The organism is Sphingobium sp. LMA1-1-1.1, from assembly GCF_040676365.1.
GTDB lineage: Bacteria > Pseudomonadota > Alphaproteobacteria > Sphingomonadales > Sphingomonadaceae > Sphingobium.
In genome coordinates this window covers 59,909-74,838 of record NZ_JBEGHS010000002.1, presented here as the reverse complement: position 1 = coordinate 74,838, position 14,930 = coordinate 59,909, and the positions used below count along the sequence as shown (strand labels likewise).

Here is a 14,930-nt window from a genome sequence, read left to right as displayed (position 1 = left end):
TTTTCGGGGAAATAATGAGCCGCTGTGCTTGATCAGGCTTTCCAGACCTTGTCGACGGCGTCGCAAAAGGCCTTCATCTCCTCGGTCGAGCCGACCGAGACGCGCGACACGTTTGGCCAGATCGGCCAGTTGCGCCCGATCTGCACCTTTTGCGCAAGGATCGCGGCCTGCATTTCCTTCGCCGGCTTGCCCCAGTCGACCATGAACATATTGGCCTGGCTGCCCGGAATGACCTTGATCCCCTTCTTTTTCAGATGCGCGATGGCCATTTCCCGGTTGGCGACCATTTCGGCGCGGCGGGCCTTGATAAGGTCGGCCTGCGCCACCGACACCGTGCCGCAGGCGACGGCCGTCATCGGCAGCATCGCCGTCACCTGCCCGCCATCATAGCGCATCATCTTTTGCATGATCGCCGGGCTGGCGAAGGTCAGGCCAAGGCGCATGCCCGCCATGCCGAACAGCTTGGAAAAGGTCCGCAGGATCAGCACATCGTCGCGGGTTGCGGCCAGTTTGGCGGCATTGGGACCGTCGAACCAGTGGATATAGGCTTCGTCGACGACGAGGATCGCGTCCTTGGGCTTGTTGTCGGCCAGCCACTGGATGTCCGCCAAGGGCGTCATCGTGCCCGTGGGATTATTGGGCGAACAGATATAATAGACGCCCGCATTGGGATCGGCGGCCAGCATCGCCTTCACGTCATGGGCATAGTCCTTGGTAAGCGGCACCTTCGTCACCTTTGCGCCCAGCCAGTCGCCAGTGCGCCAGATGGCTTCATAGGCAGGGTTGCCGGTGACGATGCCGCGGGTGGGGGAGGCATAGGCGACGGCGACGCGGCTCAACGGATCGCTGGAGCCCGGCCAGGCGGTGATATGCTCTGCGGGGATGCCCTCCACGGTGGCGACCGCGGCGAACAGCTTGGCATGCTCATCATCCGGTTCGTATCGATTGCCTTCCCGTACCAGCTTGAACGCGGCTTCGGCGGCGACAGGGAAGGGGCCGGTCCAGCATTCATTGGCGCCGATGCGCACGGCACCCTCGACCGGCTTTGCGGCCTGTTGCGCCATGGCACCGGTGACGCGCAGGGCTGCCGCGCCTGCACTCAGCAGGGCGGCGACCTTGCCCATCTGGCGGCGGGAATAGCCGCGGTCGATCAGATCCTGTTCGAACGCCTTCGTGTCGATTTCTGCCATATGCTCGTCTCCCTGACTCGCTGACCAACCAAGATTTTACGACCGTAAACGAATTCGCTTCCTCTTTCCGCCATGGGCGGGGAAGGAAATTGGATGGAACCGCGCATATTCGCCTTGGAAAGCGGACGTACGATCTGTTAGCGCTTGGTATATGCTCAGCACGCCCGCCGCCGCCGCCCGCCAGATCCTCGTCCGCCTACAGGAAGTCATGGCCGCGCGCACCAGTGCGCAGGCGAAGCTGAACAAGGTGGTGGAGATCATCGGGGAATCGCTGTCGAGCGAGGTCTGCTCCATCTATCTGGTGCGCGAGGGGCTGCTGGAGCTGTTCGCGACCCGGGGTCTCAAGCAGGAGGCCGTCCACGTCACCCGCATGGCGATGGGCGAGGGGCTGGTCGGCATGATCGCCACCAATGTCGAGACGCTGAACCTGGACGAGGCGGCCTCGCACCCCGATTACAGCTATCGGCCGGAAACGGGGGAGGAACTGTTCCACAGTTTCGCCGGCGTGCCGATCGTGCGGCGGGAGCGCGCCATCGGCGTGCTTTGCGTCCAGCATGTCGAGCCGCGCCGCTATGAGGAAATCGAGATAGAGGCGCTGCAGACGGTGGCCATGGTGCTGTCGGAGCTGATCGCCAATGCGGAACTGGCCGATGACGGGCCACTGGACAGCAGGGTTCAGGACACGGGTCCGTCCGTGCTGCACGGGTTGCAGCTGGTGATGGGCATGGCGCGCGGCCATGCGGTGTTTCATCAGCCGCGCGTGCATATCGAACATACCGTCGCCGAAGATACGGAGGCGGAGCGGCAGCGCGTCATTTCCGCCTTCACCAAAATGCGCGAGCAGATCGACCGGATGACCGGCACGGCCGAGTTCGGTACGGAGGGCGAGCATCAGGAGGTGCTCGAAACCTACAAGATGTTCGCCTATGACGAGGGGTGGATCAGGCGGATCAACGAAGCGATCGACAGCGGCCTGACCGCCGAAGCCGCGATCGAGAGAGTGCAGCAACGCACGCGCATGCGCATGCGCCAGATCGACGATCCGCTGTTGCAGGACCGGATGCACGATCTGGAGGACATGGCGAACCGGTTGCTGCGCATCGTTTCGGGGCAATTGGGGACTGCGGCGCAGCTGGGCCTCAGGCAGGATGCCATCCTCATCGCGCGCAACCTGGGGCCGGCGGAACTGCTGGAATATGACCGGCGGCGGCTGAAGGGCGTCATCCTGGAGGAAGGATCGCTCACCGCCCATGTCACCATCGTCGCGCGCGCCATGGGCGTGCCGGTGCTGGGCCGCGTGCGTGACATCCGCCATCAGGTCAATGAGGGTGACCTGATCCTGATGGACGTCGCGGACAACAACCTGCTGATCCGGCCGACGCCCGACATGGAGGAGGCGTTCGAGAACAAGCTGCACGTGACGCAGAAGCGGCGGGCGGAATTTGCCGCGATGCGCGACCTGCCCTCGGTCACGGCGGACGGACAGCGCATCGAGCTGATGGTCAATGCCGGGTTGCGGGAGGATGCGCAGGCGCTGGATATTGTGGGTGCGGACGGCATCGGCCTTTTCCGCACGGAATTCCAGTTCCTGGTTTCCGCGACCCTGCCCCAGCGCGAAAAGCAGCAGCGCCTTTATCGCGACGTGCTGGACGCGGCGGGGGATCGTCCCGTCATCTTCCGCACCGTCGACATCGGCGGCGACAAGGCGCTGCCCTACATGGCGCGGGACGGCGAGGAGGAACTGGAGGACAATCCGGCCATGGGCTGGCGCGCGCTGCGGCTGGCGCTGGACCGGGACGGGCTGATGAAGGCGCAGGCCCGCGCGTTGCTGGAGGCGGCGGCAGGCAAGACATTGCACGTCATGTTCCCGATGGTGTCGGAACCCTGGGAATATGAGCAGGCTCGCGCGCTGGTCGAGCATCAGCGCGAATGGCTGATGGCCCAGAAGAAGAAGCTGCCGGTATCGGTGCGCTATGGCGCCATGCTGGAGGTGCCCGCGCTGGCAGAGGTGCTGGACCTGCTCCTGCCCCGGGTCGACTTCCTCTCCATCGGCACGAACGACCTCACCCAGTTCCTCTTTGCCGCCGACCGTGCGCATCCGCGCCTGGCGGAGCGCTATGACTGGCTCAGCATAGCGATCTTGCGGTTTCTCGACAGGGTGGTTCGTGCCTGCGAGGCGCAAGAGGTGCCGGTAGGCGTCTGTGGTGAAATGGGTGGGCGCACGCTGGAGGCGATGGCGCTGGTCGGGCTGGGCGTGCGGCGCCTGTCGATCACGCCGGCCTCGGTCGGTCCGGTCAAGGCGATGATCCGTTCCCTCGACGCGGCGAAGCTGCGGACGGTGATGCGCAAGTTGCTCGACGAGGGTGTGACGGATGTTCGCTCGGCGCTGGTCGACTGGGCCGGGGAACATGCTATTGAATTGAATTGAGAGGATTGTGGCGGCACATCGGGCTGGTGCGGCGTTGACAATCCCCGTCCCGCAATGAGACAAGGCCGGCCTTCAAGGATCGCGGAGCAGCATGTCAGAAGAAGCTGAACAGGAAGCCGGCGTCGCGACGCCGGAACGGCTAGGCACCCCGGGGGCGCGACTGCGCGCGGCGCGAGAGGCGCAAGGGCTGTCGATCCAGGACGTCGCCACCCGCACCCGCATAGCGCAACGGCAACTGGAGGCGATCGAGCGGGACGATTATGCCGCCTTGCCCGGCATACCCTATGCGGTCGGCTTCGCCCGCGCCTATGCCCGCGCCATCGACGTGGATGAGGTCGCGATTGCCGCCGACGTGCGCAGCGCCGTGCATAATTCGGATATGGGCAGCGTCCGTTACGAAGCGTTCGAGCCGGCTGATCCGGCGCGTGTTCCGTCCCGCGCGCTGGCCTGGACGGCTGCCGCCATCGTCGTGATCCTGGTGGCGGGCTTTGCGGTGTGGCGCATGCAGGTCATGACCCCGCCGACGGGCGAGGAAATCGCGGCGCAGCAGGCGCCGGCACCGAACGCCGCCCATCCTGCCGCTGGCGCGCCCCAGGCTGCGCCGGTATCGCAGACCGTGCTGTTCACTGCCAATGACGATGTGTGGCTGCGCATCTATGACGAGGCTGGCGAGCGGCTGAAGGACGGCCTTATGAAGAAGGGCGAGACCTTCACGCTGCCGGCCAATGCGCGCAATCCAATGATATTGACCGGCCGGCCGCAGGCGCTCACCGTGACGGTCGGAGGGAAGCGGATCGCGCCGCTGGGGCCGCCGGACCGGACCATTGCCGACGTGCCGGTCAATGCCGAGGCGCTGCTCGCGCGCGCGGCGCCGACTGGCGGGGCGACGACGCCGGCACTGGCACCGGCGCCTTCCACCCGGACGGGCGCCGGGCATGCGGTTCCCGCTGCGTCGCCCACGGCTCCGGCGGCGCCAGCCGCATCGGCATCGCCCGGCATGGCTCCAGTCGAGACTGCTCCCGCCCAGACCGCTCCTGAGGATTAAGGCGTCGACTTTACGCCAACGGCTTTAGGCAAAGTCTCGCTTTACCGAGCGGGATAACGCCTTATGGTTACGGATGGAGAGCGGCCGGGATGCGCCGTATTGCATTGAAGAAGTTCAAGTCGGGGATCATCATGCGTAACGCCTTTTTCGCGACCTCTGCACTGGTGCTGGCCGCGTTCGCCGCGCCCGTCGCGGCCCAGAATGTCAGCGTCGATGTGCGGGTTGACCGGCTGGAGAAGGAAATGCGCGCCGTGCAGCGCAAGGTGTTTCCCGCCGGCGCGCCGCTGGAGGCGGAAATCACCCGCCCGGCGACGCCCGCCATCATGCCCGGATCGCCTTCCTCAACGCCGGTGGCCGACCTGACGGCGCGGGTGAGCGCGCTGGAATCGCAACTTGCCTCTGTCACCGGTCAGGTCGAGGAAAACAGTTTCAAGCTGAAGCAGTTGGAGGAGGCGTTCAACCGCTACAAGGCGGAGCAGGAAAGCCGCGCCGCGCCCGTTGTCGTGCCCCCGGTCTCCGCACCCTCGGCTTCTGTTGCGCCTGCTGCGGCATCCAGCCACCCCGCGCCTCGCCCCGCCCCCAGCGGCGCAAGCGAGGAGCGCAAGACCGCTGTTGCCGCGATAGAGCGGCCTTCCAGCGGCAATGAGGCGGACGATGCCTATAGCTACGGTTTCCGCCTATGGGACGCGAAATTCTATCCGGAGGCGCAGGCGCAGCTGAAGGCGACGGTCGACAAATATGGCAGCAGCCCGATCGCCAGCAAGGCGGCGAACCTGCTGGGCCGCGCTTATCTGGACGATGGCAAGCCGGCGCTCGCGTCGGTCGCCTTCTATGAAAATTATCAAAAGCGTCCCAAGGGCGACCGGGCGCCCGACAGCCTGGCCTATCTGGGCGAAGCGCTGATCCAGCTCAAGAAACCGGCTGACGCATGCAAGGTCTATGCGGAACTGGAGCAGGTCTATGGTGCGACCCTGTCGACCGGTCTGCGCGGCATGATGGACAAGGGCCGGACCAGGGCCAAGTGTACCGCCTGAAGCGCGGATGAGTGAGGGCGATCCCGTCGACGAGCTGATCCGGGCGATTGCTTCGCTGATCGGGGAAGACGGCGCCGCCCGCTTCGGCGTGGCGGTGTCGGGCGGTCCGGACAGCATGGCGCTGCTCGACATGGCGGGAAGGGCCTTTGCCGGGCGGGTCGAGGCCGCGACGGTCGATCACGGTCTGCGCGAAGCATCCGCCGCCGAGGCCGCGATGGTGGCGGACTGGTGCGCGCGGGCGGGGATCGTCCATACCACGCTGCATCCTGACGGCGCGGTTCGGGGCAATGTGCAGGGCTGGGCGCGGGCACAGCGTTATGCGCTGCTGGAGGGCTGGCGGGTGGCACGCGGCCTGGACTGGCTGCTGACCGCGCATCACGCCGATGACCAACTCGAAACACTGCTGATGCGCCTCAACCGGGGATCCGGCGTCAGCGGGTTGGCGGGCGTGCGGGCGCGGCAGGGTGTGGTTCTGCGACCGCTGCTGGGGATGCGCAAGGCGGCATTGTTGGCCTATGCGCGTGTGCGCGGGCTGCCTTATGTCGATGATCCGTCGAACAGCGATCCGCGCTTTGACCGGGCGGCCTTGCGAGCGGAGCTGGCGGGGGTCGAATGGATAGATGCCGAGGCGGCGGGCCGCAGTGCTGCGGCTCTGGCGGAGGCCGAGGAAGCATTGGAATGGATGGTGGACGATCTTGCTGCGCGTCACCTGTCGGCCGAAGGAGAAGGGCTGGCGCTGGATCGCACCGATCTGCCGCGCGAATTGCTGCGACGATTGCTTCTGCGGATGGTGAAGCGATTGCAGCCTGACGCCTCGCCGCCTCGAGGGGACGCCGTCGATCGCCTGATCGAAGCAGCGCGCCAGGGACGAAAAATGAGTGTTGGGCGCCTGGTGTTGAAGGGCGGATCCCGATGGACGCTAACCGTCGCGCCGCAGCGGCGATGGCAATAGAGGATCGTTACGGAAAGGTTCCACCGCTTGGCGCGTCCGGCGAACCATCTGTCGATTTGTCCGCGCAAAATGACCTTTCCTTAACGCCTATGCTGGTTAATGAGGCCAGTTGAGCGTGGGATTTTTCGATTCATGTTTGAATTTGCAGCGGTGACCTATGGCCTGCTGGCCAGCGTCATTCTTTCGGCAGCACAGCGCAATCACCGGATGGAACGGCCCCATCCGCCAATGTTGCTCTACACAGGGTATATGCTCTGCGGTCTTTCCGCAGGGGTCGCGGTGATCTTGGCCTATATTGCCTTGTCGCAATTTGTCGGCGGCTGACCGGAAAGGTCGCGCGCTTGCGATTTTGCTGCGGCATCCTATCTTGCCGGGTGAAAGAGAGTGGTGAATGAACGACGAGAAGGACCCGCAGGGTAATCCCTGGATCAAGAGCGCGATGATTTGGGCGGGGGTAATTGTCGCCCTGCTGCTGTTCGTCTCCATGTTCGACAGCCGCACGGCGTCGACCGCCGGCACGGGCATCGCCTATTCCGAATTCCGCGCCAAGGTGCAGGAAGGCCAGGTCAAGGACGTCGCCATCGCCACCGACCGGATTTCCGGCACACTGAGCAGCGGCCAGAAATTCAGCACGGTCCCGGTCAATGATCCGGGGCTTACCGGCCTTCTGGACGACTATAATGTCAAATATTCCGGACAGGCGGAGGAACAGCCGAGCTTCTGGATGATCCTCATCTACCAGTCGCTGCCATTCCTGTTGATCCTGGGCATTGCCTTCTTCGTGCTGCGCCAGATGCAGAAGGGCGGCGGTGCGGGCGGCGCGATGGGCTTCGGCAAATCGAAGGCCAAGCTGCTGACGGAGAAGCACGGCAAGGTGACGTTCGATGACGTCGCCGGTATCGACGAAGCGCGCGAGGAGCTTCAGGAAATCGTCGAGTTCCTGAAGGACCCGACCAAGTTCGCGCGGCTGGGCGGCAAGATTCCCAAGGGCGCGCTGCTGGTCGGTTCGCCTGGCACCGGCAAGACGCTGCTGGCCCGCGCGATCGCGGGTGAGGCGGGCGTGCCCTTCTTCACCATTTCGGGTTCGGACTTTGTCGAGATGTTCGTCGGCGTCGGCGCCAGCCGCGTGCGCGACATGTTCGAGCAGGCAAAGAAGAATGCGCCCTGCATCGTCTTCATCGACGAAATCGACGCGGTCGGCCGCCATCGCGGCGCTGGCCTGGGCAACGGCAATGACGAACGCGAGCAGACGCTGAACCAGCTTCTGGTCGAGATGGACGGCTTTGAGGCGAATGAGGGCATCATCATCGTCGCGGCGACGAACCGCCCCGACGTGCTGGACCCCGCGCTGCTTCGTCCGGGCCGCTTCGACCGGCAGGTCGTGGTGCCCCGTCCCGACATCGAGGGCCGCGAGAAGATCCTGGCTGTTCACATGAAGAAGGTGCCGCTGGCGCCGGACGTCAATCCGCGGACTATCGCGCGGGGCACGCCAGGTTTCTCCGGCGCGGACCTCGCCAACCTCGTCAATGAAGCCGCGCTGATGGCGGCTCGTCGCGGCAAGCGCCTCGTCGCCATGGACGAGTTCGAGGCGGCGAAGGACAAGGTCATGATGGGCAGCGAGCGCCGCTCCATGGTCATGACCGACGATGAAAAGAAGATGACCGCCTATCATGAGGCGGGCCATGCCATCGTCGCGGTCCATGAGCCGGCGTCCGACCCGATCCACAAGGCGACGATCATCCCGCGCGGCCGTGCGCTGGGCATGGTGATGCGCCTGCCTGAGCGGGACAGCTATAGCTACCACCGCGACAAGATGCACGCGAACATGGCCGTCGCCATGGGTGGCCGCGTGGCCGAGGAGATCATCTTCGGCTATGACAAGGTGTCGTCGGGTGCGTCGGGCGACATCCAATATGCCACCAAATTGGCGCGCGACATGGTTACGCAATGGGGCATGTCCGACAAGCTTGGGCCGCTTCAATATGAGGAGCAGCAGGGCGAGACTTTCCTCGGTTATTCGCAGAGTCAGCGCGTCCATATGTCGGACGAGACGGCGAAGCTGATCGACAAGGAAATTCGGGGGCTGGTCGAGCAGGGCTATGCCCGGGCGCAGGAAGTGCTGAGCGGACACGAGGATCAGCTTCACCTGCTTGCCAATGCGATGCTGGAATATGAGACGCTCTCGGGCGACGAGATCAAGACGTTACTCGAAAAGGGTGAGATCACCCGCGACGACGGCACGACGATCAAGCCGTCGGTGATCCCGGCGGCGGGATCTTCGATCCCGAAAACGCGCCGTCGCAAGGGGCCTTTCGGCGATCCATCGCCTGCTGGCGCTTGATCCCACCTCTATATTCGGAAAGGCGCTGCCTGAGGGCGGCGCCTTTTTTGTCGGATGCAGCCGGCTTTGGGCTGGAAGAGCGGTCCTCAGCCGTCCGCCCGGCTATGCATGAAGAGTGGGCGGGAACCGAGCCGGATCCTTTTTCACTCCCGCCCCGCGCGAATGGCGGCGCCTCCGGCAAAGGGGGTGATCGCTACCAGCAGCAATGACGTGGCGCCCAGGAATTTGAGCGCCGCACCGCTGCCATCGCCCAGCGTCCCTGCGCCGAAGATCAGAAGCGGCACAGCAAGCGGCAAGGCCAGCAGCCCCGACAGCGCGCCGCTGGAGCGCAATCCTGCCGTCAGCGTCGCCACCAGCAATCCCAATGCCGCCAGCGCGGGCGTGCCGATCAGCAGTCCTGCTTCGAGCAACCCGATGGTCGTTCCGTCGAGCTTCAACAGCGCGGCCGCAGGCAAGGTCGCGACCATCAGCGCCGGTCCAAATCCCAGCCAGTGGGCAATCAGCCTGGCAAGCACGACCGTTTCTTCCCCGATGCCGCGCAGCGCCAACTGGTCGAGCACGCCGGCGTCGCGATCCGGCGCCACCAGCCGGTCCACTGGCAGCAGACTGGCGAGCAACGCCGCAATCCACAGCATGCCGCCGCCGCTCCGCCGCAACAACGCCGCGTCCGGACCCACGGCAAAGGGATAGAGGCTGGCCACCAGCAGCAGAAAGGCGACCGGCAGCCACAGTCCGGCGGATTGCCAGGATTGCCGCAAATCCCGCGCCGCCAGGGTCAGGAGGATGGTCACGCCTCCTCCTCCATCGCCCAGACATGGTCCTGCATCTTCACCATGGCGGGGCTGGCCAGCGGCAAGGGTTGGTGCGACGCGGCCACGACGATCCCGCCATCGGCCAGATGCCGGGTCACCGCCTTTCCCAGCAGGTCAAGCGCCGCCTCGTCAAGCCCGTTGCCCGGCTCGTCGAGCAGCCAGATGGGTGCGCCGCTCGCGATCACGCGCGCCAGCGCCGCCCGTTTCCTTTGTCCCGTCGACAGCAGGCGCACCGGCACCTGGCTGAGAGGTTCCAGCGCCATTGCCGCCAATGCTGCATCCAGGGCCTCCGGCGCTGTTGCATCCAGCCGCGCCCAGAAACGGAGCGCCGTTCCAAGTGGCTGCTCCGTGTCCAGGGCCAGCCTTTCGTCTGTAAGGGCTACCCGGCCCTGGCGTTCGACTGTCCCGGCGGTCGCAGCCAGCAGGCCGGCGCAGATGCGCATCAGGCTGGACTTGCCGATGCCGTTCGGCCCCTTCAGCAACGCACTGCCGCCCGGCTCCAATCTGAGGTCGACGTCGCGGAACAGCAGCCTCCCGCCCCGCGCGCACGCGACGCCCGACAGGTGCAATCCCGCCGGGCTCATAGCGTGACCATGTCCTCCAGCACGTGCATGTCGAGGTCAGACAGGCCGAAATGATGGCCGATCTCGTGCACGACGACATGGGTGATCAGCATGTCGAGCGGCACGCCGGTTTCGACCCATTCGTCCAACAACGGGCGACGGAACAGGTGGATGGTCGGCGGCAGGTCGCCGGTCTGTGCCCTTTCTCCAACCGGGCGCCCGGTATAAAGGCCGGTCAGGCCGAAGGGATCATCGATCTCCATCTCCTTGAGCAGCTTGGGATCGGCAAACTCCTCCACGAACAGCAGGACATTGGAAAGGTGCGAGCGGAACGGCTCAGGCAATCGGGAGAGAGCCCCCAGCGCCAGGCTTTCAATATCCTCGCGCGTCGGCGCAAATCGGGGCTGTTGACCGGCATCGTCCATAAGGGAGACATAAAGCATGTTCCGAATCGTCTGCAAACCGCCGACGCACCGGGAAATGGGTTAATGCCGCCGGAAAATGGGACGGCGAGGCAGGGGATGAATGGATGATTGCGAAATTGGACGGAGAGGAACGCGCGCTGGCGCTACGGAACCTGCCGGATTGGACGCCGGTGCAGGATCCGGACGGCATTCGCCGCCTTTTCACCTTCAGGGACTTCTCCGCGGCGTTCGGTTTCATGACGCGCGTGGCGTTGCTGGCGGAAATGGCGGATCACCATCCCGAATGGTCGAACGTCTACAATCGCGTCGAGATCCTGCTGACCACCCATGACGCGGGCGGTCTGTCACGCCGGGACATAGACCTCGCCGCCCGGATCGATGCCCTTTTATAGACTCTATTGGGAGGCATTGCCCTCGATCCGGTCGTCATAGCCGCTGAGGGCCGACATGACCGCCGGATCATCGGCATAGCGGTGACGCAGGAGCGACAGTCGCGCATCGGTGCCGGTGCAGAGCGCCGCGATATTGTCCTGCAAATAGGCAAGCCGTTCCGCGTCATAGGCCTCCTCACCGCGAAAATGGTCGCAACTGTCGCGGTCGACCATGAATCGCGTTACCTCGTCCGGAAAGGGCGTGGGATCCGCCGTGCCGTTCGATGGCGGCAGGTCGGGCACATAGGGCGGCGGCGGGATGTTGACCACGGACGGCTTCATCGGCAGCGGGCGCAGGGTTGATGCGCCGGCGGCCGCGATTTCCTTCCGCGGTCCACTGTCCATTTCACCATGGCGCGAAGGCGCGGGGTCGAGCTCGGGCGATGCGGGCAGGGCGGCCGGATCCTGTTCACGCTGTGGAGGGCTGTCCCCGGTGAGAAGGGGGCCGGCTGCGAGACCTGGCGCGGATGGTGGTCCGGCTTTCGCGTTTGCCCGTCCCTCAGGGTCGGGAGAACAACCGGCAAGCAGGGCCAGCATCATCATCGGAAACAGCACCTTGCCTGCGTTCACCCGATCTCCTCTCTCAAGCTGGCGATCAGATCGGCGACATGGTCCAGCCGCTCTTCCTCTTCGTCGAGAATCGCCATGAAAGCGGTTCGCCTATATTGATCCACTGCTTCCCGGGAAAGACGGTTTGCCGCAGGACATGCTGAAATCACGATATCCAGCAGCCGCTCGACCCCGTGCAGACGTCCCCAGAGATAGTCGTTTTCCCGATAGGTGCGGCTGAAAAAAGCGCCGAAATTATTGAACTCTATGCCCTTGAGCGTTGCTTCTGCGCCGCCAGGGCGGATCGCGCTGCAATCCTCCGGCGAAATGCGGTCGACCTTGACCGGGTCATATTCATCCATCCCATGGCCCTGCAGCAGCGGCAGGGTGGCAATGTCGTAAAAAGGGAAGCCAAGATAGGCGAGCAGCATCGTCCGCCGCGCTGCCTTGGGCAGTGCGGCCAGGGCTTCGGCCAATATCATGTCCGCCGCTTCGTCCCGTTCGCGGAGGCCGCGGAGTTTCGCCACCGCCTCCAGCGCCGCGCCAGCATCGCTCGGCACCTGGCCGGCCGCCGCCTTGATCTCCCCATTGTAGAAGTCGGTGCCCTCGCATTCGGTATAGTGCGACAGGGCGGCATAGATGGCGTCGTGCATCTTCTGGATGGCGGGGTCGGCGGCGGCCGCCTCCACCTCCACCTCCAGCGTCTCGGCCAGCCGCCGGGCGAGGAAGCGCAGGCGCCGGATGCGGAAGGACAGGTCGTGCAGGCGGAAGAAGTCGACCGGCGCAGAGGCGGGGCCGACATCCTCCGTCAACTGGTCAGCGCCCATGGCACGCACATGGCTCCACAGGGCCTGGCGATAGCTTTCGCGCATCAGGGCGCTTTCCTCCCCGCTCAGGCGGAACAGCAGGTCGGCTAGATCCTCGACGATGCCGGACAGCTTGAGATGGCCATAAGCGGGAAAGGCGAAACCGGCGGAACTGGCCGCCCGCTGCTGCGCCTTGTTGCGCCAGGCGGAAAGCCGTGCCGGCGTCGGCCGGTCGAGGAAGAGCATACCGCCGATGGCGCTTTCCACCTCCGCCTCGATCCCTGGTCGCAGCGCGTTCAAAATGCGCACCATGCGACGGATACGGGCACTGTGGCGGTCGATCGCCTCCAGATTGTCCCGGATCGGCTGTTCGCGGGGAATATCGCTCAGGGCGCCGAAGATCGTGCGGAAGAAGCCGGGCAGCGGCGCATCCTGGCCCGATGCTTCCTCCGCCTCGCCGTGTCGGTTGAGCTGGATCGAGCGATGACCGGGCTTGGGATCGATATAGACGAAGCGCCGATCGACCTCGCGACGCGACGGCCGGTTCCTGAGCGCGCCGATGGCCTGCGCGAAGGGAGCGTTGGCCAGCACCGAGCCGTCGATCAACACCGCGTCCTCGGCACGGCCGCGCGCCGCATGACGGGGAAGGGCACGCGCCAGAAAGGCGTCGCGCGTCGGCCAGGCGCGATGGCGGCGTTTCAGCACCCGATCCAGCTCACGCACGGTGAAGGGCGGAAAGGCGCCGGGGAAGCTGGCAGTGGCTCGGGCGGCGAAGACCAGTTCGGCCGGGTCGGCAAGATTGCGTCCGTCCCGACCGCGGGCGCGAAAGCCGATGGAGAGCCGATGCTCCGTCTCCACCACCTGTGGCGGGCTGTTGAGGTTCAGGCTCTGGGGATGACCTTCAAAATCCGTGACAGTGACGAACAGGTCCAAAGGATGGCCGGCGGGCAACAAGGGTGGACCGCGCCCGGTCGCCTCCATCGCGTCGAAGGCATCCAGGATCATGGCGGTGAAGATTTCTCCGCCGAAGGGAGGCTCGAACCACCGGGAGCGGATGAAGTGCGACAGCTTGTGTCGAACCTCCTCCCGCGTGTCAGGCGCGACGGTGCGTTCGACCGTGTCGCCCGGATGCCGCGCCGCCATCCAGACGAGCGGCGTCGCCCAGAACTTGGTGATCCGCCGCGCCGGTCGGGCATCGGGATCGAGCAGCTTTTCCACATCCGCATTGTCGAGCCACATGTCGGTCAGCGGGTCCAGCGACTGGCCCGTCTCAATCGCCTGCGCCAGGAAGATGCCGTTGATGCCGCCGGCGCTGGCCCCGGCGATGATATCGGGCATCACCCGCAATTTGATGCCGCAGGTCTTTTCCAGATCCTCCAGCAACTGGCGATAGACTGCCTCGCTGCTGTTGCCGGAGGGGACGCCGTCATGAAAAGCTCGGCTGGCGCGGGCCAGGTGCCAGATTTCCTTGGTGATGCCGTGCATGTAGACGGCCAGGCTGATCCCGCCATAGCAGACCAGTGCGAGCCTGAGTTCCCGCTCTTTCATGGGGCCGAGAGTTGCAGAGCAAGGGCGGCTTGTCGAGGGGGTGTAGGTGGAGAGGCGCCTTTGCCCAACAGGTTCGTCACCCCAGTTTGAATTCCGCCCAGATCGGCAGATGGTCCGACGCCTTGCGCGCTGAAGCGCTTTCGTGCACGCCGCAGTCGACCAGCTTCAGTCGCTCGCAATGCATGATCCGGTCGAGCCTCGCTACAGGGCGCCGCGCGTGGAAGGACCGACCGCAGGGCGCGAAGCTGTAATGCCGCGCGAAGTCGGCGAGGCAGCCGCGCTCCGCGCTCCATTCGTTGAGATCGCCCATCAGGACCGTCGGCATCGGATCGCCGAGATGCGCGGCATGGATCACGGCGGCGGCCTGCTTGCGCCGCCATAGTCCCGACAGATCGAGATGCATGCCGAAGATGCGCAAGGACGCCTGGCCCAGCGTCACCTCCGCCATGGTGGCGCCGCGCGGTTCCAGGCAGGGCAGGTGCAGCACGTCGTGCGCGCCCACCTCTGCCTCCTTGCGCACCAATATGGCATTGCCGTGCCAGCCCATCGAATCGACCTGCACGTTGAGCGGCACGGGCTTGTAGGGACTGATGCTCTCAACCAGCCAGTGCGGCAGCGCGGCCGACCGGACACCGAAGCGCCGGTCGGCCTCTTGCAGGGCTATGATGTCCGCATCCAGTTCGTTCAGAACGTCGATCACTCGTTCGGGAACCCGGCGGCGGTCGGTGCCTATGGCCTTGCGGATGTTGTAGCTTGCGACGCGGACGGTCTTCATGACGAAACAATGCGCCACTCCGCGCCCGGTT

At 65.2% G+C, this 14,930-nt stretch carries 14 protein-coding genes; 7 read left to right on the top strand and 7 right to left on the bottom strand.

The window, feature by feature from the left end; all coding sequences use genetic code 11:
• Positions 1-32: 32 nt before the first annotated feature.
• Positions 33-1,190: a pyridoxal phosphate-dependent aminotransferase gene (locus tag MRBLMA1_RS05490; protein WP_363735515.1), complete on the bottom strand. Its 1,158-nt coding sequence runs from the start codon at positions 1,188-1,190 to the stop codon at positions 33-35.
• 151 nt (positions 1,191-1,341) lie between these two features.
• On the opposite strand from MRBLMA1_RS05490, the gene ptsP reads away from it, so the two are divergent.
• From ptsP to ftsH, 6 genes are all read left to right on the top strand, one after another.
• Positions 1,342-3,618: a phosphoenolpyruvate--protein phosphotransferase gene (gene ptsP, locus MRBLMA1_RS05485; RefSeq protein ID WP_363735513.1), complete on the top strand. Its 2,277-nt coding sequence runs from the start codon at positions 1,342-1,344 to the stop codon at positions 3,616-3,618.
• A gap of 91 nt (positions 3,619-3,709) precedes the next feature.
• Entirely contained in the window at positions 3,710-4,663 is a 954-nt protein-coding gene (locus MRBLMA1_RS05480) for a helix-turn-helix domain-containing protein (protein WP_363735512.1), read from the top strand.
• Positions 4,664-4,794: 131 nt separating this feature from the next.
• Entirely contained in the window at positions 4,795-5,697 is a 903-nt protein-coding gene (locus tag MRBLMA1_RS05475) for a tetratricopeptide repeat protein (protein ID WP_363735591.1), read from the top strand.
• Between the two features lie 7 nt (positions 5,698-5,704).
• Positions 5,705-6,649: a tRNA lysidine(34) synthetase TilS gene (gene tilS, locus MRBLMA1_RS05470; RefSeq protein ID WP_363735511.1), complete on the top strand. Its 945-nt coding sequence runs from the start codon at positions 5,705-5,707 to the stop codon at positions 6,647-6,649.
• Positions 6,650-6,781: 132 nt separating this feature from the next.
• Positions 6,782-6,973, top strand: coding sequence for a hypothetical protein (locus MRBLMA1_RS05465; protein WP_066555398.1), 192 nt, complete (start codon positions 6,782-6,784; stop codon positions 6,971-6,973).
• Between the two features lie 67 nt (positions 6,974-7,040).
• The gene (ftsH, locus tag MRBLMA1_RS05460) at positions 7,041-8,990 is read left to right on the top strand and encodes an ATP-dependent zinc metalloprotease FtsH (protein WP_363735509.1); all 1,950 of its coding nucleotides are present in this window, start codon (positions 7,041-7,043) and stop codon (positions 8,988-8,990) included.
• Positions 8,991-9,133: 143 nt separating this feature from the next.
• Here the strand turns inward: ftsH and MRBLMA1_RS05455 are convergent, their stop codons facing one another.
• From MRBLMA1_RS05455 to MRBLMA1_RS05445, 3 genes are read right to left on the bottom strand one after another with little or no spacing between them, the layout of a single operon-like run.
• Complete coding sequence (locus tag MRBLMA1_RS05455) at positions 9,134-9,781, bottom strand: heme exporter protein CcmB (protein ID WP_133654573.1); 648 nt, start codon at positions 9,779-9,781, stop codon at positions 9,134-9,136.
• The gene (gene ccmA / locus MRBLMA1_RS05450; RefSeq protein WP_363735506.1) at positions 9,778-10,386 is read right to left on the bottom strand and encodes a heme ABC exporter ATP-binding protein CcmA; all 609 of its coding nucleotides are present in this window, start codon (positions 10,384-10,386) and stop codon (positions 9,778-9,780) included. Before ccmA ends, MRBLMA1_RS05455 begins: the two co-directional genes overlap by 4 nt.
• Complete coding sequence (locus tag MRBLMA1_RS05445) at positions 10,383-10,808, bottom strand: metallopeptidase family protein (protein WP_133654575.1); 426 nt, start codon at positions 10,806-10,808, stop codon at positions 10,383-10,385. The genes ccmA and MRBLMA1_RS05445 overlap by 4 nt, the downstream gene beginning before the upstream one ends.
• A gap of 86 nt (positions 10,809-10,894) precedes the next feature.
• Here MRBLMA1_RS05445 and MRBLMA1_RS05440 point away from each other — a divergent pair, with 86 nt between their 5' ends.
• Positions 10,895-11,182, top strand: coding sequence for a 4a-hydroxytetrahydrobiopterin dehydratase (locus MRBLMA1_RS05440; RefSeq protein ID WP_363735505.1), 288 nt, complete (start codon positions 10,895-10,897; stop codon positions 11,180-11,182).
• A gap of 3 nt (positions 11,183-11,185) precedes the next feature.
• Here MRBLMA1_RS05440 and MRBLMA1_RS05435 read toward each other — a convergent pair whose 3' ends face one another.
• From MRBLMA1_RS05435 to MRBLMA1_RS05425, 3 genes are all read right to left on the bottom strand, one after another.
• The gene (locus MRBLMA1_RS05435) at positions 11,186-11,791 is read right to left on the bottom strand and encodes a hypothetical protein (protein ID WP_363735504.1); all 606 of its coding nucleotides are present in this window, start codon (positions 11,789-11,791) and stop codon (positions 11,186-11,188) included.
• Positions 11,788-14,124, bottom strand: coding sequence for a patatin-like protein (locus MRBLMA1_RS05430; protein WP_363735503.1), 2,337 nt, complete (start codon positions 14,122-14,124; stop codon positions 11,788-11,790). Before MRBLMA1_RS05430 ends, MRBLMA1_RS05435 begins: the two co-directional genes overlap by 4 nt.
• A 76-nt stretch (positions 14,125-14,200) precedes the next feature.
• Complete coding sequence (locus tag MRBLMA1_RS05425; protein ID WP_363735502.1) at positions 14,201-14,899, bottom strand: endonuclease/exonuclease/phosphatase family protein; 699 nt, start codon at positions 14,897-14,899, stop codon at positions 14,201-14,203.
• Positions 14,900-14,930: the final 31 nt, after the last annotated feature.